Annotated in this window: 12 protein-coding genes, 2 tRNA genes and 3 rRNA genes; 14 read left to right on the forward strand and 3 right to left on the reverse strand. The window is 55.2% G+C overall.

The window, feature by feature from the left end:
• Positions 1–36 precede the first annotated feature (36 nt).
• From L466_RS19975 to L466_RS19940, 8 genes are all read left to right on the forward strand, one after another.
• Positions 37–1,576 (forward strand): 16S ribosomal RNA (locus tag L466_RS19975).
• A 70-nt stretch (positions 1,577–1,646) separates the two neighbouring features.
• Positions 1,647–1,723, forward strand: a tRNA-Ile gene (locus tag L466_RS19970).
• A gap of 38 nt (positions 1,724–1,761) precedes the next feature.
• Positions 1,762–1,837 (forward strand) — tRNA-Ala (locus tag L466_RS19965).
• Between the two features lie 180 nt (positions 1,838–2,017).
• A 23S ribosomal RNA gene (locus L466_RS19960) occupies positions 2,018–4,923 on the forward strand.
• Positions 4,924–4,986: 63 nt separating this feature from the next.
• Positions 4,987–5,102 (forward strand): 5S ribosomal RNA (gene rrf, locus L466_RS19955).
• Together the 16S, 23S and 5S rRNA genes with 2 tRNA genes alongside form the textbook arrangement of a ribosomal RNA operon.
• A gap of 134 nt (positions 5,103–5,236) precedes the next feature.
• Positions 5,237–6,265 (forward strand): UDP-N-acetylmuramate dehydrogenase, encoded by a 1,029-nt coding sequence (murB, locus tag L466_RS19950; protein WP_032680100.1) that lies wholly within the window; start codon positions 5,237–5,239, stop codon positions 6,263–6,265.
• Positions 6,262–7,224: a bifunctional biotin--[acetyl-CoA-carboxylase] ligase/biotin operon repressor BirA gene (birA, locus tag L466_RS19945; protein WP_032680102.1), complete on the forward strand. Its 963-nt coding sequence runs from the start codon at positions 6,262–6,264 to the stop codon at positions 7,222–7,224. Before murB ends, birA begins: the two co-directional genes overlap by 4 nt.
• Positions 7,225–7,230: 6 nt before the next feature.
• The gene (locus L466_RS19940; protein ID WP_032680104.1) at positions 7,231–8,226 is read left to right on the forward strand and encodes a glycosyl hydrolase family 8; all 996 of its coding nucleotides are present in this window, start codon (positions 7,231–7,233) and stop codon (positions 8,224–8,226) included.
• Between the two features lie 45 nt (positions 8,227–8,271).
• Here L466_RS19940 and bcsG read toward each other — a convergent pair whose 3' ends face one another.
• Genes bcsG through bcsE form a run of 3 tightly spaced genes read right to left on the reverse strand, consistent with a single transcriptional unit; the run spans position 8,272 to position 11,697 of the window.
• Entirely contained in the window at positions 8,272–9,951 is a 1,680-nt protein-coding gene (gene bcsG / locus L466_RS19935; protein ID WP_020884479.1) for a cellulose biosynthesis protein BcsG, read from the reverse strand.
• Positions 9,944–10,141 carry a cellulose biosynthesis protein BcsF gene (gene bcsF, locus L466_RS19930; protein WP_025202797.1) on the reverse strand — a complete coding sequence of 66 codons (198 nt, stop codon included), beginning with the start codon at positions 10,139–10,141 and terminating at the stop codon, positions 9,944–9,946. The genes bcsG and bcsF overlap by 8 nt, the downstream gene beginning before the upstream one ends.
• On the reverse strand, positions 10,135–11,697 hold the full coding sequence (bcsE, locus tag L466_RS19925) for a cellulose biosynthesis c-di-GMP-binding protein BcsE (protein ID WP_020884480.1): 1,563 nt from the start codon (positions 11,695–11,697) through the stop codon (positions 10,135–10,137). Before bcsE ends, bcsF begins: the two co-directional genes overlap by 7 nt.
• A 173-nt stretch (positions 11,698–11,870) precedes the next feature.
• On the opposite strand from bcsE, the gene bcsR reads away from it, so the two are divergent.
• Genes bcsR through bcsC form a run of 6 tightly spaced genes read left to right on the forward strand, consistent with a single transcriptional unit; the run spans position 11,871 to position 22,443 of the window.
• A complete protein-coding gene (gene bcsR / locus L466_RS19920) occupies positions 11,871–12,059 on the forward strand; it encodes a cellulose biosynthesis protein BcsR (protein ID WP_020884481.1) in 189 nt (62 codons plus the stop codon).
• 11 nt (positions 12,060–12,070) lie between these two features.
• A complete protein-coding gene (gene bcsQ / locus L466_RS19915) occupies positions 12,071–12,823 on the forward strand; it encodes a cellulose biosynthesis protein BcsQ (protein ID WP_020884482.1) in 753 nt (250 codons plus the stop codon).
• The gene (gene bcsA / locus L466_RS19910) at positions 12,820–15,435 is read left to right on the forward strand and encodes a UDP-forming cellulose synthase catalytic subunit (protein WP_025202799.1); all 2,616 of its coding nucleotides are present in this window, start codon (positions 12,820–12,822) and stop codon (positions 15,433–15,435) included. Before bcsQ ends, bcsA begins: the two co-directional genes overlap by 4 nt.
• Before the next feature lie 10 nt (positions 15,436–15,445).
• Positions 15,446–17,866 (forward strand): cellulose biosynthesis cyclic di-GMP-binding regulatory protein BcsB, encoded by a 2,421-nt coding sequence (gene bcsB / locus L466_RS19905; protein WP_032670490.1) that lies wholly within the window; start codon positions 15,446–15,448, stop codon positions 17,864–17,866.
• Positions 17,867–17,872: 6 nt separating this feature from the next.
• Positions 17,873–18,979, forward strand: coding sequence for a cellulose synthase complex periplasmic endoglucanase BcsZ (gene bcsZ / locus L466_RS19900; protein WP_032680105.1), 1,107 nt, complete (start codon positions 17,873–17,875; stop codon positions 18,977–18,979).
• Positions 18,961–22,443, forward strand: coding sequence for a cellulose synthase complex outer membrane protein BcsC (bcsC, locus tag L466_RS19895; RefSeq protein ID WP_032680107.1), 3,483 nt, complete (start codon positions 18,961–18,963; stop codon positions 22,441–22,443). Before bcsZ ends, bcsC begins: the two co-directional genes overlap by 19 nt.
• Positions 22,444–22,528: the final 85 nt, after the last annotated feature.

Below are 22,528 nucleotides of genomic sequence, written 5' to 3' on the forward strand. Positions count from 1 at the left end.
ATTCATTACGAAGTTTAATTCACGAGCATCAAACTTAAATTGAAGAGTTTGATCATGGCTCAGATTGAACGCTGGCGGCAGGCCTAACACATGCAAGTCGAACGGTAGCACAGAGAGCTTGCTCTCGGGTGACGAGTGGCGGACGGGTGAGTAATGTCTGGGAAACTGCCTGATGGAGGGGGATAACTACTGGAAACGGTAGCTAATACCGCATAACGTCGCAAGACCAAAGAGGGGGACCTTCGGGCCTCTTGCCATCAGATGTGCCCAGATGGGATTAGCTAGTAGGTGGGGTAACGGCTCACCTAGGCGACGATCCCTAGCTGGTCTGAGAGGATGACCAGCCACACTGGAACTGAGACACGGTCCAGACTCCTACGGGAGGCAGCAGTGGGGAATATTGCACAATGGGCGCAAGCCTGATGCAGCCATGCCGCGTGTATGAAGAAGGCCTTCGGGTTGTAAAGTACTTTCAGCGGGGAGGAAGGTGTTGTGGTTAATAACCGCAGCAATTGACGTTACCCGCAGAAGAAGCACCGGCTAACTCCGTGCCAGCAGCCGCGGTAATACGGAGGGTGCAAGCGTTAATCGGAATTACTGGGCGTAAAGCGCACGCAGGCGGTCTGTCAAGTCGGATGTGAAATCCCCGGGCTCAACCTGGGAACTGCATTCGAAACTGGCAGGCTAGAGTCTTGTAGAGGGGGGTAGAATTCCAGGTGTAGCGGTGAAATGCGTAGAGATCTGGAGGAATACCGGTGGCGAAGGCGGCCCCCTGGACAAAGACTGACGCTCAGGTGCGAAAGCGTGGGGAGCAAACAGGATTAGATACCCTGGTAGTCCACGCCGTAAACGATGTCGACTTGGAGGTTGTGCCCTTGAGGCGTGGCTTCCGGAGCTAACGCGTTAAGTCGACCGCCTGGGGAGTACGGCCGCAAGGTTAAAACTCAAATGAATTGACGGGGGCCCGCACAAGCGGTGGAGCATGTGGTTTAATTCGATGCAACGCGAAGAACCTTACCTACTCTTGACATCCAGAGAACTTTCCAGAGATGGATTGGTGCCTTCGGGAACTCTGAGACAGGTGCTGCATGGCTGTCGTCAGCTCGTGTTGTGAAATGTTGGGTTAAGTCCCGCAACGAGCGCAACCCTTATCCTTTGTTGCCAGCGGTCCGGCCGGGAACTCAAAGGAGACTGCCAGTGATAAACTGGAGGAAGGTGGGGATGACGTCAAGTCATCATGGCCCTTACGAGTAGGGCTACACACGTGCTACAATGGCGCATACAAAGAGAAGCGAACTCGCGAGAGCAAGCGGACCTCATAAAGTGCGTCGTAGTCCGGATTGGAGTCTGCAACTCGACTCCATGAAGTCGGAATCGCTAGTAATCGTAGATCAGAATGCTACGGTGAATACGTTCCCGGGCCTTGTACACACCGCCCGTCACACCATGGGAGTGGGTTGCAAAAGAAGTAGGTAGCTTAACCTTCGGGAGGGCGCTTACCACTTTGTGATTCATGACTGGGGTGAAGTCGTAACAAGGTAACCGTAGGGGAACCTGCGGTTGGATCACCTCCTTACCTTAAAGAACCTGCCTTTGTAGTGTCCACACAGATTGTCTGATGAAAAACAGCAGTAAAAAACCTCTACAGGCTTGTAGCTCAGGTGGTTAGAGCGCACCCCTGATAAGGGTGAGGTCGGTGGTTCAAGTCCACTCAGGCCTACCAAATCTGTCATGCAGATTTGAAGAGGTTGGTCATACGATGGGGCTATAGCTCAGCTGGGAGAGCGCCTGCTTTGCACGCAGGAGGTCTGCGGTTCGATCCCGCATAGCTCCACCATCTTTTACTGCGAAAACAAGAAAACTTCAGAGTGAACCTGAAAAGGTGCACTGCGAAGTTTTGCTCTTTAAAAATCTGGATCAAGCTGAAAATTGAAACGACACACAGCTAATGTGTGTTCGAGTCTCTCAAATTTTCGCAAGCCGGTGATGAATCGAAAGAAACATCTTCGGGTTGTGAGGTTAAGCGACTAAGCGTACACGGTGGATGCCCTGGCAGTCAGAGGCGATGAAGGACGTGCTAATCTGCGAAAAGCGCCGGCGAGGTGATATGAACCTTTGACCCGGCGATGTCCGAATGGGGAAACCCAGTGTGATCCGTCACACTATCGTTAACTGAATACATAGGTTAACGAGGCGAACCGGGGGAACTGAAACATCTAAGTACCCCGAGGAAAAGAAATCAACCGAGATTCCCCCAGTAGCGGCGAGCGAACGGGGAGCAGCCCAGAGTCTGAATCAGCTTGTGTGTTAGTGGAAGCGTCTGGAAAGTCGCACGGTACAGGGTGACAGTCCCGTACACGAAAATGCACAGGCTGTGAACTCGAAGAGTAGGGCGGGACACGTGGTATCCTGTCTGAATATGGGGGGACCATCCTCCAAGGCTAAATACTCCTGACTGACCGATAGTGAACCAGTACCGTGAGGGAAAGGCGAAAAGAACCCCGGCGAGGGGAGTGAAAAAGAACCTGAAACCGTGTACGTACAAGCAGTGGGAGCCTCTTTTATGGGGTGACTGCGTACCTTTTGTATAATGGGTCAGCGACTTATATTCTGTAGCAAGGTTAACCGTATAGGGGAGCCGAAGGGAAACCGAGTCTTAACTGGGCGTTAAGTTGCAGGGTATAGACCCGAAACCCGGTGATCTAGCCATGGGCAGGTTGAAGGTTGGGTAACACTAACTGGAGGACCGAACCGACTAATGTTGAAAAATTAGCGGATGACTTGTGGCTGGGGGTGAAAGGCCAATCAAACCGGGAGATAGCTGGTTCTCCCCGAAAGCTATTTAGGTAGCGCCTCGTGAACTCATCTTCGGGGGTAGAGCACTGTTTCGGCTAGGGGGCCATCCCGGCTTACCAACCCGATGCAAACTACGAATACCGAAGAATGTTATCACGGGAGACACACGGCGGGTGCTAACGTCCGTCGTGAAGAGGGAAACAACCCAGACCGCCAGCTAAGGTCCCAAAGTCATGGTTAAGTGGGAAACGATGTGGGAAGGCACAGACAGCCAGGATGTTGGCTTAGAAGCAGCCATCATTTAAAGAAAGCGTAATAGCTCACTGGTCGAGTCGGCCTGCGCGGAAGATGTAACGGGGCTAAACCATGCACCGAAGCTGCGGCAGCGACACTATGTGTTGTTGGGTAGGGGAGCGTTCTGTAAGCCGTTGAAGGTGTCCTGTGAGGGGTGCTGGAGGTATCAGAAGTGCGAATGCTGACATAAGTAACGATAAAGCGGGTGAAAAGCCCGCTCGCCGGAAGACCAAGGGTTCCTGTCCAACGTTAATCGGGGCAGGGTGAGTCGACCCCTAAGGCGAGGCCGAAAGGCGTAGTCGATGGGAAACAGGTTAATATTCCTGTACTTGGTGTTACTGCGAAGGGGGGACGGAGAAGGCTATGTTAGCCGGGCGACGGTTGTCCCGGTTTAAGCATGTAGGCGGAACGATTAGGTAAATCCGGTCGTTTATTAACGCTGAGGTGTGATGACGAGGCACTACGGTGCTGAAGTAACAAATGCCCTGCTTCCAGGAAAAGCCTCTAAGCATCAGGTAACATCAAATCGTACCCCAAACCGACACAGGTGGTCAGGTAGAGAATACCAAGGCGCTTGAGAGAACTCGGGTGAAGGAACTAGGCAAAATGGTGCCGTAACTTCGGGAGAAGGCACGCTGATATGTAGGTGAAGCCCCTGCGGGTGGAGCTGAAATCAGTCGAAGATACCAGCTGGCTGCAACTGTTTATTAAAAACACAGCACTGTGCAAACACGAAAGTGGACGTATACGGTGTGACGCCTGCCCGGTGCCGGAAGGTTAATTGATGGGGTTAGCGGTAACGCGAAGCTCTTGATCGAAGCCCCGGTAAACGGCGGCCGTAACTATAACGGTCCTAAGGTAGCGAAATTCCTTGTCGGGTAAGTTCCGACCTGCACGAATGGCGTAATGATGGCCAGGCTGTCTCCACCCGAGACTCAGTGAAATTGAACTCGCTGTGAAGATGCAGTGTACCCGCGGCAAGACGGAAAGACCCCGTGAACCTTTACTATAGCTTGACACTGAACACTGGTCCTTGATGTGTAGGATAGGTGGGAGGCTTTGAAGCGTGGACGCCAGTCTGCGTGGAGCCAACCTTGAAATACCACCCTTTAATGGCTGGTGTTCTAACGTAGACCCGTGATCCGGGTTGCGGACAGTGTCTGGTGGGTAGTTTGACTGGGGCGGTCTCCTCCCAAAGAGTAACGGAGGAGCACGAAGGTTAGCTAATCCTGGTCGGACATCAGGAGGTTAGTGCAATGGCATAAGCTAGCTTGACTGCGAGAGTGACGGCTCGAGCAGGTGCGAAAGCAGGTCATAGTGATCCGGTGGTTCTGAATGGAAGGGCCATCGCTCAACGGATAAAAGGTACTCCGGGGATAACAGGCTGATACCGCCCAAGAGTTCATATCGACGGCGGTGTTTGGCACCTCGATGTCGGCTCATCACATCCTGGGGCTGAAGTAGGTCCCAAGGGTATGGCTGTTCGCCATTTAAAGTGGTACGCGAGCTGGGTTTAGAACGTCGTGAGACAGTTCGGTCCCTATCTGCCGTGGGCGCTGGAGAATTGAGGGGGGCTGCTCCTAGTACGAGAGGACCGGAGTGGACGCATCACTGGTGTTCGGGTTGTCATGCCAATGGCACTGCCCGGTAGCTAAATGCGGAAGAGATAAGTGCTGAAAGCATCTAAGCACGAAACTTGCCCCGAGATGAGTTCTCCCTGAGACTTTAAGTCTCCTGAAGGAACGTTGAAGACTACGACGTTGATAGGTCGGGTGTGTAAGCGCAGCGATGCGTTGAGCTAACCGATACTAATGAACCGTGAGGCTTAACCTTACAACGCCGAAGATGTTTTGGCGATGAGAGACGATTTTCAGCTGATACAGATAACAGAATTTGCCTGGCGGCTTTAGCGCGGTGGTCCCACCTGACCCCATGCCGAACTCAGAAGTGAAACGCCGTAGCGCCGATGGTAGTGTGGGGTCTCCCCATGTGAGAGTAGGGAACTGCCAGGCATCAAATAAGTGAAGAGGCCATCCGAAAGGATGGCCTTTTTGCGTTTTTATCCCTTCCTCGTTGCTCTAAACTAATCACCTATCCCCCCGTATATACGGTAAACTATCCCGGTTTTTGTCTCAGGATAGCGTCTATGAATCACTCCCTTAAGCCCTGGAATACCTTTGGCATTCAACGTAATGCTAATAAAATTGTACGTGCCGATACTACACAGCAGCTGCTGGATGCCTGGCAAAGCGCAACAGAACAAGACGAACCTGTACTGATTCTGGGCGAAGGAAGTAATGTCCTGTTTCTCGATGATTTTGCGGGAACGGTGATCGTTAACCGCATCATGGGAATTGATGTGGAAGAGCGCGCCGATAGCTGGCATCTGCACGTTGGCGCCGGTGAAAACTGGCATCATCTGGTGCAATACACCCTGGACAAAGGGATGCCAGGACTGGAAAACCTTGCCCTTATCCCTGGCTGCGCCGGATCATCCCCCATTCAAAATATCGGTGCCTATGGCATCGAACTGAAACACGTTTGTGAATATGTAGATTGTATTGAGCTGTCGACCGGCGCGGCTCAGCGTTTAACCGCTGAACAGTGCCGTTTTGGCTACCGTGACAGTATTTTCAAGCATGAATATCAGGATCGCTACGTGATTGTCGCCGTAGGCCTGCGTCTGTCAAAAAACTGGCAGCCGGTGCTGACCTACGGTGATTTAACGCGTCTCGATCCCGAAACGGCGACTGCCCGTGACGTTTTTGACTCGGTGTGCCATATGCGCACGACCAAGCTTCCTGATCCTAAAGTGAATGGAAATGCGGGAAGTTTCTTCAAAAACCCGGTTATCAGCAGCGAAAACGCACAAGCGTTTCTTGCAGGTTGGCCTGCCGCGCCCCATTACCCACAGGCGGATGGTAGCGTGAAGCTGGCCGCGGGCTGGCTTATCGATCAATGCCAGTTAAAAGGCGCCTCCGTGGGCGGTGCGGCCGTTCATCGCCAGCAGGCTCTGGTGCTGATTAATCAAAACGATGCGACCAGCGAGGATGTTGTCCAGTTGGCCCATCACGTCCGTCAGCAAGTGGGCGAAAAATTTAACGTCTGGCTGGAGCCAGAGGTCCGCTTCATTGGCCGTACGGGTGAAGTGAATGCCGTGGAGGTTATCGCGTGAAGGACAATACTATCCCTTTAACCCTGATAAGCATTCTTGCCGACGGTGAATTCCATTCCGGCGAGCAACTGGGTGAACACCTGGGCATGAGCCGTGCCGCCATTAACAAGCATATCCAGACCCTCCGCGACTGGGGTGTCGATGTCTTTACGGTACCCGGAAAAGGCTACAGCTTGCCGGAGCCGATTCAGCTGCTGAATGAAGAGCTGATCCGCAGCCAGGTAGAGCATGGCAATGTTGCGGTCTTGCCGGTGATCGATTCGACCAACCAGTACCTTATGGATCGACTCAGCGAATTATCCTCCGGGGATGCCTGTGTAGCCGAGTACCAGCAGGCCGGGCGTGGCCGTCGAGGCCGCAAGTGGTTTTCGCCATTTGGTGCCAACCTCTATCTCTCCATGTACTGGCGTCTGGAGCAGGGTCCCGCTGCTGCTGTTGGCCTGAGTCTGGTCATCGGGATTGTGATGGCGGAAGTGCTGCACGATCTGGGCGCTGATAAGGTGCGGGTGAAATGGCCAAACGATCTTTATCTGAACGATCGTAAACTTGCCGGTATTCTCGTTGAATTAACGGGTAAAACAGGCGACGCGGCGCAAATTGTCATTGGTGCCGGCCTCAATATGGTGATGCGCAATGTACAAAATGACGTGGTGAATCAGGCGTGGACCAACCTGCAGGAAGCGGGGATCACCATCGATCGCAACACCCTTGCCGTGCGTATGATTAAAGAATTACGCAGTTCGCTTTCGCTCTTTGAACAAGAGGGGCTGGCATCCTTCCTGTCCCGTTGGGAAAAGCTGGATAACTTTATTAACCGTCCGGTGAAATTGCTGATTGGTGATAAAGAGATCTACGGTATTTCCCGCGGCATCGACGCACAGGGCGCGTTGCTCCTGGAGCAGGATGGCGTGATCAAACCCTGGGTGGGCGGTGAGATTTCACTGCGCAGCGCGGAATAACCCATTATGCGAAAACCCGCATGCGCCGCTCTGGCCGTCATGATGAGTTTACTGTTCTCCCCCCTCTCTCAGGCGGGCCAGGCCTGGGAGAGTTACAAAGCACGCTTCTTTACGCCTGAAGGGCGGATTGTCGATACCGGCAACGGCAATGTTTCGCATACTGAAGGCCAGGGCTTCGCCATGCTAATGGCGGTGGCTAACGACGATAAAGCCACGTTTGATAAGCTGTGGAAATGGACTGACGGTACGTTAAAGAACAAAGAAAATGGTCTGTTTTACTGGCGTTATAACCCTGCCGAGTCCAACCCGATTGCTGACAAAAATAACGCCGCCGATGGCGATGTCCTGATTGCCTGGGCGCTGTTGAAAGCGGATACGCGCTGGCATGACAAACAGTACAGCGCCGCATCGGATGCGATAACGAAAGCACTCATTAGCCACACCGTGACCCGTTATGCGGGTTACCGCGTGATGCTGCCCGGCGTTCAGGGGTTTACCCTCGACGGTGAGATCGTGCTAAACCCCTCTTATTTCGTCTTCCCGGCCTGGCAGGCCTTTGCCAGCCGCAGCCATTCGCCGGTCTGGGGCAAGTTGATTCAGGATGGCCATCGCTTGCTGGCAAAAATGGGATCGGGTAAAGCCAGACTTCCCACGGACTGGGTCTCACTGGACTCTACGGGCACGCTGTCCCCGGCCAAAGCCTGGCCGCCACGGATGAGCTACGACGCGATCCGCATTCCACTTTACCTGGCCTGGTCTGATAAGAAGAGCCCGCTGTTAACGACGTGGCGAGTCTGGTTCGGTCAGTTCCCCCGCGAACAAACTCCCGCATGGGTAAACGTGACGACCAATGAATATGCGCCTTACATGATGGAAGGGGGGCTGCTGGCGGTACGTGATTTAACGATGGGACAGCCATCCGGAGAACCCGAGATCACTGCAAAGGATGATTACTACTCCGCAAGCCTGAAAATGCTTGTATGGCTTGCTGAGCAGCCATAACGGAACGGGTGAGCCCTCTCCCCTGGGGGGAGAGGGAAATGCGGTTTACTGCGGATAAGGTACCCAGTCTCCACCGTTCAGGCGAACGTACGGTTTGTTCTGATACTGAATCACAACCGCGTTCGCGTTCTCAGAGACTTCGGCAGTTTGCGGCAGGTTACTGGTGAGTTGATCCCAGTTCACGCTGTCTTCCACAAACAGTTTGCCGTCAACCGCGCGGGCAACCAGTTCTGAAATGGCCAGATAGCTGGTTGGCTGAGCGATCTCAATCGGTGCGCCCTGATGAGGTGCCTTCATACCAAAGAATTTAATGCCTGCCGGTACGTTGGTAATAGACGGGCTAGGGATATCACGCAGACCTGACACCTGCATTCTGTCGCCTTTCAGCGCGGCGCCGTGTTCAGGTACCACAACCACCATTACTTTACGGCCCGATTTATCCAGCTCCGTAAAGAACGCGTCCAGTTCATCGAAGAATTTCTGCGCACGAACTTTATAATCGGCCGTTTTGCTCACGCCAGGGAAGTGGTTACCATCGTGAAGCGGCAGCGTGTTGTAGAACGTTGCACTGCGCGGATTACTGTCTTTTTCGATGGTCTTCAGCCAGCGTTGCAGCACGGCGGTATCGTCATAAACAGGTGAACCGTCAAAGCCCAGCAGAGTGACCGGCAGTCCGGTTTGATCCATCAGCTGTGCCTGCATACCACCCTGTTCGCGCACCTCTTTCAGGAAGTTACCGAACTGGCCGTTATGTCCCAGCATCAGATGCTGCGTGAAGCCCAGTTTTGAGAGGTTATCGAACAGATAACACTGGTTGCCGGCGGGTTGATACAGGTTCTTATGCGATGTCTGACCGCAGCTTGCACGAAGCAGGCGAATTGCCGCCGGGCCGCTGTACGAGGTGGCAGAGTTAAAGTCTTTAAACTGGATATCGAAATGGGACCACAGCGGGTGAGACATCAAACCCGCGGCATCGACGTCAGCCCAGGAGAGTGAACAGATGTTGATCACCAGCAGCTCAAACGGCTGAGCATCCGCCGGCAGGGCTTCCGGGAATTTGGTCTGACGTTTATCTTCCGCGGTATAGAAGCTGGAGAGCCAGGCGTTCAGGTTAGTGGACGTCGGCGGTGCGGTCTGCGTCGGGATATCGCCGACCACAGGCGTATCACCTGCCGTCGTGACGGTTGCCGCTGCACTTCCCCCGGTAGTGGTCACCGTGGTCGTGGGTTGACCCGCGGGCCACAGGGAGAAGTCTGGACCTGCAAGCGTCAGCACGTTCAGCCAGATCATAATGGCGACGACAAATACCGTGACGCGGATCCATTGTGACAGGAACAGCCAGGCTACCAGCAGCACAAAGACGGCACCTATCATTTGCCAGTTAATAAAGCGCTCGGTCAGGTCAAGGACATAGCTGGCGCTAAACCCTGCCACCTGCGAACCCTGACTCATAATGCTGTCCGGTCCCGGCAGCCAGGTGTCATGCCAGAACAGAGCAAAGCCGACAGGGATAGCAATCCAGTGACGCAAGCGATGCAGCCTGATATTGGGCAAAGGCATCAGCAGGAAAGCCATAAACACCAGGTTGAGCAGGGGATGGAAATTCAGATAGCCTGCCCACAGCAGACCAAACTTCACCAGAAAGTAGAAGTTCCAGCCGGAAAGGCCGCGCCAGTATTGCCAGAGCGGCGATGGTGACGAAGCGGTATAGGTAGAATTAGTCATGTTTTCGGTCTGCCTTGACGTGTGATGCCCGTGTCAGTGTTCCGGCTGGTTTTACATAGCGAGGTTTTACAAACAGCACTCTGGCCGTATCGCGGATACGGCGTATGGAATGGCGTGCATAGTAGCCAAGCGGGAAAAAGATCAGCGCACAGAATACGACCAGTTGAATGATATCGCTGATATTCATGATGGTGCGTTCTCCCCATTCTCAGTTAACAGGCGAAGGGGTTCCGGTATTCGCCGCCAGACGTGTCCGTCATGTCGGGCGTTGAGAATCGGTTTGGCATCGCTCTTCACGGTGAGCGGTTTCGCCCATTGTTCAGGCTCGAGGGCACGCATCTGCACCAGCTCTGCACTGATAGAATTATCTTCGAACCAGATCATACGGTTCGAGAAAATATCCCCGGTTGGCAGGGGGAAGATATGGTTAAGGGCGGTATCAAGATCGTTTATCCGGCAGAAGGACAAGAACAGCACCAGGCGGTTGTCGCCGATGGTCATGATGTCTCCTGTGCGGTTCGGACGACATAACGTGAGCGCCTGTTCAACGCGGATACCCGGTACCGGGCGCAGGGCAACCATTACCCCTTTCCCGTCTGCAGGAAGCAGCGTGTTGCTCATCATGTTGCCGACGGCGTCGCAGAAGGTATCCCATTTCTGGTATCCGCGCAGCTTCATCGGCTGCGTCATGGAGAGCAGGGTGGAGATATCTTCCGGTACGTGACGGTTGAACTGCTGGCCCTGAACGCTTTCGAGAAGCGTCAGGCAGCGTGATAACGGCGCATTCCACGGAATCACCATATTGGCACCGCAGCCCAGAAGCAGGCGCTCATCCGTGGCGCGAAGGCTGGTGTTATTTTCGCGCACCACTATTTTTAAGGCGCTTCCGCGCTGGCGACGTAAGGTGTGGATCTGTCGCGCCAGCGTTTCAATCTGGTTATTTTGCATGAGCGAAAAAACAATGGTTGCTGCCTGGGTTGTGCGAGCTTCATTAAAAAGCGCTTCGTTAGAATCAAACAATGACCAATTTTCCGAGAGCGCAGGCGCCCCCTCTAAAACGGCAATATGGCTCAGGATTCGTTTTTCATCGCTGCGCGGTTGCACCACGGTTTCTTCCTGCTGCGCCAGGTGCCATTCGCCCTCAATATGTTTAAGGGTGAGCTGTTGTCTGGCGCTTACGCCTTTTTCATTACACCAGAACGCAATATCGTAGAGATAGCTGTCTGCCTGGTTCCGAAGACTCGCCAGACCAAACAGGGAGCGATATTCGCCCATTAAAAGGGAAAACAGTTTGTCGTTATTACTGCCAGGATTGACTATCAATAGCGTGCAATTTTGAAATTTTGCCCATTTATTGATTTTTTCCAGCCAGGGCAGTAGTTTTTCAGCAGGGATATTTTGCAGGGCGTTATTTGAGCATTTCAGAATCACCAGATAGTGATCCGGATCAATAGAGCACTGAATGTCGCGGGACAAAAAGTATAGACTATCGGCCTCCGCAGGCATGGAAAATAATCGCACCGTCTGCGGACCGCGATCGTTTTCAAGGGTGATAATTTTCTTTGGCTCTTCGCCCATGCTCACGACGGCCACGCGGGAATCCTTGCCCTGAGCGGCAATTGTCTTGTTTACCAGACTGATAGCATCTTCATTACGATCCGTATTAATCCACCAGACTCCTCCGACTGGCATGTGGCTCAATTCGTCCCATAATGACTGGATGCCAATAGAAAATATGGAGTCCACGGTGTCCCTCTTTTCGTTTAATTTCTCTGTATCTCAGTTTACTAGCGAAAGCGTAGAAATAAACCTAACATTGAAATTAAAGAACATCAGATTTAGCATGTAAATGAAATTTGATAGGGCAGGAAGCCTCGCTACTTCTGATTGTGCGATTTTACTCAAAGGGATGGAATAGAATGGATAATAACGAACCCGGCACCCCAGTCGACTCAACCCTGGGTTACACATTCCAGAACGACTTTCTGGCGCTGACGCAGGCGTTTTCATTACCTGAAATAGATTACACCGACATTTCCCAGCGGGAACAGTTGGCCGCGGCTATTAAACGTTGGCCGCTATTAGCTGAATTTGCCCAACAACAATAAGGGAGCCATTGATGGCCATACTAGGATTACAGGGCGTCCGTGGTGGAGTAGGTACAACATCCGTTACCGCGGCGCTGGCGTGGTCATTACAGCTTTTAGGTGAATCGGTATTGGTGATTGACGCCTGTGCCGATAATTTGCTGCGCATGTCGTTTAATGTCGACTTTACGCGTACAGAGGGTTGGGCTCGCGCGCTGCTTGATGATAAAGACTGGCGCGATGCGGGTATGCGTTATACCTCGCAGCTTGATTTACTGCCCTTTGGCCAATTGACCACTACCGAGCGTGAAAATGAAGCTGCCTATCAGCGTCTGTTTTCCCAGTTCACCGTCGCGCTGCAGGAGCTGAAAGAAAAAGGCCATTATAAGTGGATCCTTCTGGATCTGCCGCACGGCGCCGGCACGCTGACCCGACAACTTATGGCGCAGTGCGATCGCGTGCTGTCGATTGTGAACGTCGACGCGAATTGCCATATCCGTCTGCATCAGCAAGGGTTGCCTGAAAATGGTCATATCCTGATTAACGATTTACGTATTGGCAGCCAGATCCAGGACGATCTGTATCAGGTTTGGCTGCAAAGCCAGCGCCGTCTGCTGCCGATTGTTATCCATCGTGATGAGGGCATGGCGGAATGCCTTGCCTCCAAACAGCCACTCGGTGAATACCGCAGCGATTCCCTGGCGGCAGAAGAGATCCTGACGCTGGCGAACTGGTGTCTGCTGCACTTTGCCAAAGGGGCAGAGCCTGCAGGGAGTTCTGTATGAGCCGTCTCGCCAGCTGGTTACTCATCCCGCCGGTCAGTTCGCGTCTGAGCGAACATTACCGGCATTTTCGCCGGCACGGAGCTTCGGCATTCAGCGCCGCGCTCGGCTGCTTCTGGATGATTCTGGCCTGGACGTTTATTCCCCTCGAACACCCGCGCTGGCAGCGCATTCGTGCGCAGCACAGTGAGTTATATCCGCATATTCATCCCGACCGCCCGCGACCGTTGGATCCGGCGCGTTATATCATTCAGGCTGTCTGGCTGGTGGCCACGTCGTCCCGCTCAGAAAACAAAGCGCCGCGCTGGCGCAGCTTCTCCCGCGTGCAACATTTACGTGAGCGCTATCACCAGTGGCTGGACAGTTTGCCTGACCGCGTGGGTGACAAGACCAGCCATCTGGATAACCATAAAGAGCTCGGGCATCTGCACCCGGGCTTGCGGCGTTTTATACTCGGCGTAATCGTCGTTTTCTCGCTCATTCTGGCCCTGGTCTGTATTACGCAGCCCTTTAACCCTCTGGCGCAGTTCACCTTCCTGATCCTGCTGTGGGGCGTGGCATTGCTGGTGCGCCGTATTCCGGGACGCTTCTCCGCCCTGATGCTGATAGTGCTGTCGCTGACCGTCTCCTGTCGCTACATCTGGTGGCGTTACACCTCAACGCTCAACTGGGATGACCCGGTCAGCCTGGTGTGCGGTCTGGTTCTGCTGTTTGCGGAAACGTACGCCTGGGTTGTACTGGTGCTGGGGTATTTCCAGGTCATCTGGCCGCTCAACCGTCAGCCGGTTCCGCTGCCAAAAGACACGTCACAATGGCCGTCTGTCGATCTCTTCGTGCCGACCTACAACGAAGACCTGAGCGTGGTAAAAAACACGATTTACGCCGCGCTGGGTATCGACTGGCCGAAAGATAAACTCAAAATCTGGGTCCTGGATGACGGCGGCCGCCCGGCGTTCCGCCAGTTCGCGGAAGAGGTGGGTGTCGAGTACATCGCCCGTACCACGCATGAACACGCCAAGGCCGGGAACATCAACAACGCCCTCAAATATGCCAAAGGTGAGTTTGTCTCAATCTTTGACTGCGACCACGTGCCGACGCGCTCGTTCCTGCAGATGACGATGGGCTGGTTCCTGAAGGAGAAAGAGTTGGCGATGATGCAGACGCCGCACCACTTCTTCTCGCCGGATCCATTTGAACGTAACCTTGGCCGTTTCCGTAAAACCCCTAACGAAGGCACGCTGTTCTATGGCCTGGTGCAGGACGGGAACGACATGTGGGATGCGACCTTCTTCTGCGGTTCCTGTGCGGTTATTCGCCGTAAACCGCTGGATGAGATCGGTGGCATTGCCGTCGAAACGGTCACCGAAGATGCGCATACCTCGCTGCGCCTGCACCGTCGGGGCTACACCTCCGCGTATATGCGTATTCCGCAGGCCGCGGGTCTGGCAACGGAATCTCTCTCGGCGCACATCGGCCAGCGTATTCGCTGGGCGCGCGGCATGGTGCAGATTTTCCGTCTCGATAACCCCCTGATTGGGAAAGGGCTGAAACTCGCGCAGCGTCTGTGCTACGTCAACGCCATGTTCCACTTCCTGTCCGGTATCCCGCGCCTCATCTTCCTGACCGCGCCGCTGGCGTTCCTGCTTCTTCACGCCTATATCATCTACGCGCCTGCGCTGATGATTGCGCTGTTCGTTCTGCCGCACATGATTCACGCGAGCCTGACGAACTCGAAGATTCAGGGTAAATACCGCCATTCGTTCTGGAGTGAAATCTACGAAACGGTGCTGGCCTGGTACATCGCGCCGCCGACGATGGTGGCACTGATCAACCCGCACAAAGGTAAATTCAACGTCACCGCGAAGGGCGGTCTGGTGGAAGAGGAGTATGTCGACTGGGTCATCTCCCGGCCGTACATCTTCCTGGTGTTGCTGAATATCGTGGGCGTGATTGCCGGTATCTGGCGCTACTTCTACGGCCCGGAAAACGAGATCCTGACCGTGTTCGTGAGCATGGCATGGGTGTTCTACAACCTGATTATCCTCGGCGGCGCGGTTGCGGTGTCGGTGGAGAGCAAACAGGTCCGCCGTGCGCATCGCGTGGAAATCTGCATGCCTGCGGCAATCGCCCGTGAAGATGGTCACCTCTTCTCCTGTACCGTGCACGACTTCTCAGACGGTGGTCTGGGGATAAAAATCAACGGTCAGGCGAAGGTGCTGGAAGGGCAGAAGGTTAACCTGCTGCTGAAACGCGGCCAGCAGGAGTACGTCTTCCCGACGCAGGTGGTGCGTGTAGCCGGTAATGAAGTCGGTCTGCAACTGATGCCGCTGACGAAAAAGCAACATATTGATTTTGTGCAGTGTACGTTTGCCCGCGCGGACACGTGGGCTCTCTGGCAGGACAGCTTCCCGGAAGATAAACCTCTGGAAAGCCTGCTGGATATTCTGAAGCTGGGGTTCCGTGGCTATCGTCACCTTGCAGAATTTGCCCCGTCGTCGGTGAAATTAATTTTCCGGTCCCTTACTTCGCTGGTTTCCTGGATCGTATCGTTCGTTCCTCGTCGTCCCGAGCGGGATGAGGCGAAGCAGGCGGACCCGGTTATGGCTCAACAATGATGATAACGCGATGAAAACTAAACTTTCCTGGTTATGTGCAGTGGCAATGGGGGTAAGTGCGCTCCCCACAACGATGGCTAACGCAGCACCCGATAACGCAGCGGCAACGCCTGCTCCGACGGTGCCTGTGGTCGCCCAGGCGACCGATCCGGTTATCACCGCGGCACCCGGTCAAACGGAAAACGTCATTCCGAACCAGCCTACGGACGGCAACACCCTGCCGGCAGACAGCAATGTCGTCGGTCAGGTGATGCCGGGCGTACAGGGAGCAAACGCGCCTATTGTCGCGGAAGATGCCCCGTCACGGGACGTGAAGCTGAGCTTTGCGCAGATTGCGCCGCCGCCGGGCAGCATGGTGCTGCGCGGTATTAACCCTAACGGCGGCATTGAGTTCGGTATGCGCAGCGATGAGGTTGTCTCTCACGCCATGCTGAACCTTGAATACACGCCATCACCGTCGCTGTTGCCGGTACAGTCTCAACTGAAGGTTTACCTGAATGATGAGCTGATGGACGTCCTGCCCGTCACGAAAGAGCAACTGGGTAAGAAAACACAGGCCCAGGTGCCAATTAACCCCCTTTTCATCACCGACTTTAACCGCATACGTCTTGAGTTTGTCGGTCACTACCGTGACGTCTGTGAGAACCCTGCCAGCAATACCCTGTGGGTAGACGTAGGACGCAACTCTTCGCTGCAGATGACCTACCAGTCGCTGGCGCTGAAAAACGACCTCTCGTCGTTCCCGGTTCCGTTCTTTGATCCGCGTGATAATCGTCAGTTAGTGCTGCCAATGGTGTTTGCGGCGTCTCCGGACGTCACCGAGCAGCTGGCGGCCACCATTGTGGCATCGTGGTTTGGTTCACGTTCCGGCTGGCGCGGGCAGAACTTCCCGGTGATGTACGACAAAATGCCGGACAGAAACGCGATCGTGTTTGCGACCAACGCGAAACGTCCTGCCTTCCTGCGCGATCACCCGGACGTAAAAGCGCCGACCATTGAGATGATGAGCCACCCGGATAACCCGTACGTGAAGCTGCTGGTGGTCTTCGGGCGTGATGATAAAGACCTGGTGCAGGCGGCCAAGGGCATTGCCCAGGGTAACGTTCTGTTCCGTGGAAACAGCGTGGTGGTGGATGAGGTTAAACCGCTGCTGCCGCGTAAACCTTATGATGCACCAAACTGGGTGCGTACTGACCGTGCCGTCACGTTTGGCGAACTGAAAACGTATGAAGAACAGCTGCAGGCGACGGGGCTTGAGCCAGCCCCGATTAGTCTGTCACTGAATCTGCCGCCAGACCTGTACCTGCTGCGCACCAACGGTATTGATATCAATCTGAGCTACCGTTACACCGCGCCGGCAACCAAAGACAGTTCACGCATGGATATCAGCCTGAACAACCAGTTCCTGCAATCTTTCAGTCTGACAAGCACGCAGGATACTAACCGACTGATGCTCCGTCTGCCGGTGTTGCAGGGGCTGCTGGACGGGAAAACGGACGTCTCTATTCCGGCGCTGAAGCTTGGGGCGATCAACCAGCTGCGCTTTGATTTCCAGTACATGAACCCGATGCCTGGCGGCTCGGTGGATAACTGCATCACCTTCCAGCAAGTACAGAACCACGTTGTGATTGGTGATGAGTCAACCATCGACTTCTCGAAGTATTATCACTTCCTTGCCATGCCGGACCTGCGTGCATTTGCCAATGCCAGCTTCCCGTTCAGCCGTATGGCCGATCTCTCTGAATCCATTGTCGTCATGCCAAAAGCACCAAATGAGGGCCAGGTGACGACCCTGCTGGACACCATGGCGTCCGTGGGTGCGCAGACCGGATTACCGGCAATTAACGTCACGTTGACTGACGATGGTAGCCAGATCCAGAACAAAGACGCGGACATCATGGTGATCGGTAACATCCCGGATAAGCTGAAGGATGACAAGCGTATCGATCTGCTGGTCAAAGCGGCGCAGTCCTGGGTTAACACGCCACTGCGTCAGACCGAGTTCCCGAGCATTATGCCGGATATCAACGATCGTCAGGCCAGCGTGCAGACAACCGTTACGTCTCAGGGACCAATGGCCGCGGTGGTTGGCTTCCAGTCACCTTACAACGAGCAGCGTAGCGTAGTGGCGCTCCTGGCGGACAGCCCGCGTGGGTATGCGTTACTCAACAGCGCGATGAACGACAGCGGCAAACGTGCCGCGATGTATGGTTCGGTGGCGGTGATCCGCGAGTCTGGGGTCAATAGCCTGCGCGTGGGCGATGTGTACTATGTGGGCCATCTGCCGTGGTTCGAGCGTCTGTGGTATGCGCTGGCTAACCATCCGGTTCTGCTGGCTATCCTGGCCGCCGTCAGCGTGGTGTTGCTGGCGTGGGTGCTGTGGCGTCTGCTGCGTATCATCAGCCGTCGTCGCCTTAACCCGGATGAGTAACAGGTGATGAAAGCGTTTCGCTGGTGTGTGTTAGCAGCGTTGATGCTGGCGGCGATCCCTCTTCGCGCCGCCTGCACCTGGCCTGCCTGGGAGCAGTTTAAAAAGGATTACATCAGTGAGAGCGGGCGTGTCATTGATCCCAGCGACACGCGCAAAATCACCACGTCGGAAGGGCAAAGCTATGCGTTGTTCTTTGCCCTGGCCGCGAACGATCGCAAAGCCTTTGATCAATTGCTGACGTGGACGCGCGACAACCTGGCCGGGGGCAATCTGAACGATAATTTGCCCGCCTGGCTATGGGGTCAGAAAGACCACGACAACTGGGCGATAATCGATACCAACTCCGCCTCGGATGCCGATGTCTGGATTGCATGGTCACTGCTTGAGGCGGGTCGGCTGTGGAAACATCCGGGCTATACCCGCACGGGTAAGGCGCTCCTTAAACGCATTGCCCATGAGGAAGTGGTGAAAGTACCGGGACTCGGCTCCATGCTGCTGCCCGGGAAGGTCGGTTTTGCCGAGGAGAAAGCCTGGCGCTTTAACCCCAGCTATCTTCCCCCGCAGATAGCGAGCTATTTCACGCGCTTTGGTGCCCCGTGGACGACCCTTCGTGAAACCAATCTGCGCTTGTTGCTGGAAACGGCGCCAAAGGGGTTTTCGCCGGACTGGGTGCAGTATCAGAAAAACAGAGGCTGGCATTTGCAGCAGGATAAATCGCTGGTGGGCGGCTACGACGCCATCCGCGTCTACCTCTGGGTCGGAATGATGAGTGACAAAGACGCCCAGAAAGCCCGGTTGCTTACGCGCTTCCGGCCGATGGCGACAATGACCACGAAACACGGTGTACCGCCGGAAAAAGTGGATGTGGCGAGCGGGAAGCCTGCGGGCAAGGGGCCGGTCGGCTTTTCCGCTGCGATGCTGCCTTTTTTACAGCAGCGTGATGCGCAGGCGGTACAGCGCCAGCGCGTTGCAGATAATTTTCCCGATAATAATGCCTATTACAGCTACGTACTGACTCTCTTCGGGCAAGGATGGGATCAGCATCGTTTTCGCTTCACCGCTCAAGGTGAATTAATACCGGACTGGGGCCAGGAATGCGCAACTTCACAGTAAATCTTCTCAGTTTATCGCTTAGCCTGGCACTGATGCCGCTGGCTCAGGCCGCTAACTCCCCGCAGCAGCAACAGCTGCTGCAACAGGTGCGGCTGGGTGAATCGACGCAGCGTGAGGATTTGGTTCGTCAGTCGCTCTACCGCCTTGAGCTGATTGACCCGAACAACCCCGACGTCATTGCGGCGCGCTTTCGTTACCTGCTTCGTCAGGGTGATAACGCCGGTGCGCAAAAAGAGCTGGATCGTCTGAAAGGGATCGCGCCGGGCTCCAGTGCGTATCAGTCCTCGCGCAATACGATGCTGCTTTCTACGCCTGAAGGCCGTCAGCAGTTACAGCAGGCCCGGTTACTGGCTACAACGGGGCATACTCAGGAGGCCATCGCGGCCTATGACAAGCTTTTTGACGGTAATCCGCCGGGCGGTGACGTGGCGACGGAATACTGGAATGTTGTGGCGAAAGATCCTGCCCGCCGTAGCGTCGCCATTAACCAGTTGAAGAAAATTAACGCCAGCAGCCCGGGCAATACGCAGCTGCAGGGCACGCTGGCACAGCTGCTGTTCCAGACCGGTCGTCGCGATGAAGGCTTTGCGGTGTTGCAGGAAATGGCCAAATCCAGCAATGGCCGCAGCCAGGCATCTGATATGTGGTATGAGCAGATCAAAGATCAGCCTGTCAGTAACGCCAGCGTCAGCGCGCTGCAAAAATACCTGAGCGTCTTCAGCGACGGCGACAGCGTAGCGGCGGCGCGTACTCAACTTGATACGCAGCAAAAACAGCTCGCCGACCCAACGTTCCGTGCGAAAGCACAAGGGCTGGCGGCGGTGGATGCCGGGCAGGGCGATAAGGCGGTGGCGGATCTGCAAAAAGCGGTCAGCGCAAATCATGCCGACAGCGAAGCCGTGGGCGCGCTTGGACAGGCGTACTCTCAGAAAGGCGATCGCGCCCGTGCGGTGGCGCAGTTTGAAAAGGCGATCGCCCTCGATCCGCAGAGCGATAACCGCGGCAAATGGGACAGTTTGCTGAAAGTTAACCGCTACTGGCTGCTGATCCAGCAGGGTGATACCGCCCTGAAAGCGAACAATACGGCGCAGGCGGAACGTTATTACCAGCAGGCGCGTACCCTCGACAATACCGACAGTTATGCGGTACTGGGGCTGGGAGATGCCGCGGCGGCGCGTAAAGACACGGCTGCGGCGGAACGTTATTACCGTCAGGCGCTGCGTATGGACAGCGGTAACAGCAATGCCGTTCGTGGCCTTGCCAATGTTTATCGTGCGCAGTCCCCGGAAAAGGCCGCGCAGTTTATCCAGTCGCTCTCTGCCAGCCAGCGCCGAAGCATTGATGACATTGAACGCAGCCTGACCAACGAGCAGCTGTCAGCCCAGGCGGAACAGCTGGAAAACCAGGGCCAATACGCTCAGGCGGCGGAAATTCAGCGTCGTCGTCTGGCACTCTCTCCGGGCGACGTCTGGATAACCTACCGTCTGTCGCGCGATCTCTATAGCGCGGGCCAGCGCAGCCAGGCGGATACCCTGATGCGCCAGCTTGCCAGCCAGAAACCGTCCGATCCGGAACAGGTGTATGCCAGTGGGCTGTATCTCTCCGGAAACGATCAGGACCGGGCCGCGCTCACGCATCTGGAGACGCTTCCGCGCAGCCAGTGGAACGCCAATATTAAGGAGCTTGCCGACCGCCTGCAGAGTAACCAGACGCTGGAAACGGCAAACCGACTGCGCGACAGCGGCAAAGAGCAGGAGGCGGAAAACCTCCTTCGCCAGCAGCCGTCCTCTACCCGTATCGACTTAACCCTTGCGGACTGGGCGCAGCAGCGTGGCGATCTGGAGGCCGCGAAAACGGCTTACAACACCGTGCTGGAGCGTGAACCGCAGAACGAAGATGCGATCCTCGGTCTGACCGAAGTGTATAGCGCCCAGGGCAACAAAGAGGCAGCCCGTGCCGCGCTGGCAAAACTGCCTGCTGCGCAAAACGGAGAGCCGCTGTCGCTCAATATGCAGCGCCGGATCGCGATGGCGCAGGCAGGCCTTGGGGATTCCGCCGCCGCAGAGCAGACGTTCAGCAAGATTATTCCTCAGGCGAAATCACAGCCTGCATCTATGGAAAACGCGCTGGTATTACGTGATGCCGCCCGTTTCCAGACGCAAAATGGTCAGCCTCAGCAGGCACTGGAAACGTATAAAGATGCGATGGTGTCGTCAGGCGTCACGACGACACGTCCGGCTGACAATGACAGCTTTACCCGCCTGACGCGTAACGACGAAAAAGACGACTGGCTGAAACGCGGCGTGCGTAGCGACGCCGGTGATTTGTACCGTCAGCAGGATGTTAACGTCACGCTGCAGCATGATTACTGGGGCTCCAGCGGCACCGGCGGCTATTCCGATCTTAAAGCGCATACCACCATGTTACAGGCGGATGCGCCACTGGCAGATGGCCGTATGTTCCTGCGTAGCGATTTGGTCAATATGGATGCCGGGTCCTTTTCCACCGATAACGGTACTTACGATCCGAAATGGGGCACCTGTTACGAAACGCCGTGTAGTGGCAACACGCATCAGTCAGCAAATGGCGCGAGTATTGCCGTGGGCTGGCAGAACAAAACCTGGGCGTGGGATATTGGGACCACGCCGATGGGCTTTGACGTTGTCGACGTGGTCGGTGGTGTAAGCTACAGCAGCGACCTGGGGCCAATCGGTTATACCGTTAACGCCCATCGTCGCCCGATCTCCAGCTCTCTGCTCGCCTTTGCCGGGCAAAAAGATACCAACACCGGCACCACCTGGGGCGGCGTGCGCGCAACCGGCGGTGGCGCGAGCATCAGTTATGACAAAGGTGAGGCGCACGGCGTCTGGTCGAGCCTGAATGCGGAAACGCTGACGGGTAAAAATGTGGAAGATAACTGGCGCGTCCGCTGGATGACCGGTTACTACTACAAGCTCATCAATAAAAACAATGAGCGTCTGACCGTTGGCGTGAGCAACATGCTCTGGCACTACGATAAAGATCTGAGCGGTTATACCCTGGGTCAGGGCGGTTATTACAGCCCGCAGGAGTATGTCTCCTTCGCGTTGCCTGTCACCTGGCGTAAACGTACCGAGAACTGGTCCTGGGAGCTGGGCGGATCGGTGTCATGGTCTCATTCTAAAACTAACGACGTGATGCGCTATCCCATTCAGGGACTGATTCCGACCGATGAGCCCGGTCGCTACACCGACAGAGGCGAAATGGAAACCGGCAGCAGCTCCTCAGGCACGGGTTATACCGCACGGGCCATTATCGAGCGCCGGGTCACGTCCAACTGGTTTGTGGGCCTCGGTGTGGATATTCAGGAAGCAAAAGATTATACCCCAAGCCACGCACTGCTTTATGTTCGCTACTCTGCTGCAGGCTGGCAGGGCGATATGGACTTACCGCCGCAGCCGCTGATCCCTTACGCGGACTGGTAATCGGATTTAACTTAATCCATTTGTAAGTCTCTCTTAAAAGTACAGCAATCGGGTATACTCAGGCGCACCAGGTTTACACCCTGGT

The organism is Enterobacter sp. BIDMC 30, from assembly GCF_000534355.1.
In the GTDB taxonomy this organism is placed as follows: Bacteria; Pseudomonadota; Gammaproteobacteria; order Enterobacterales; family Enterobacteriaceae; genus Enterobacter; species Enterobacter ludwigii.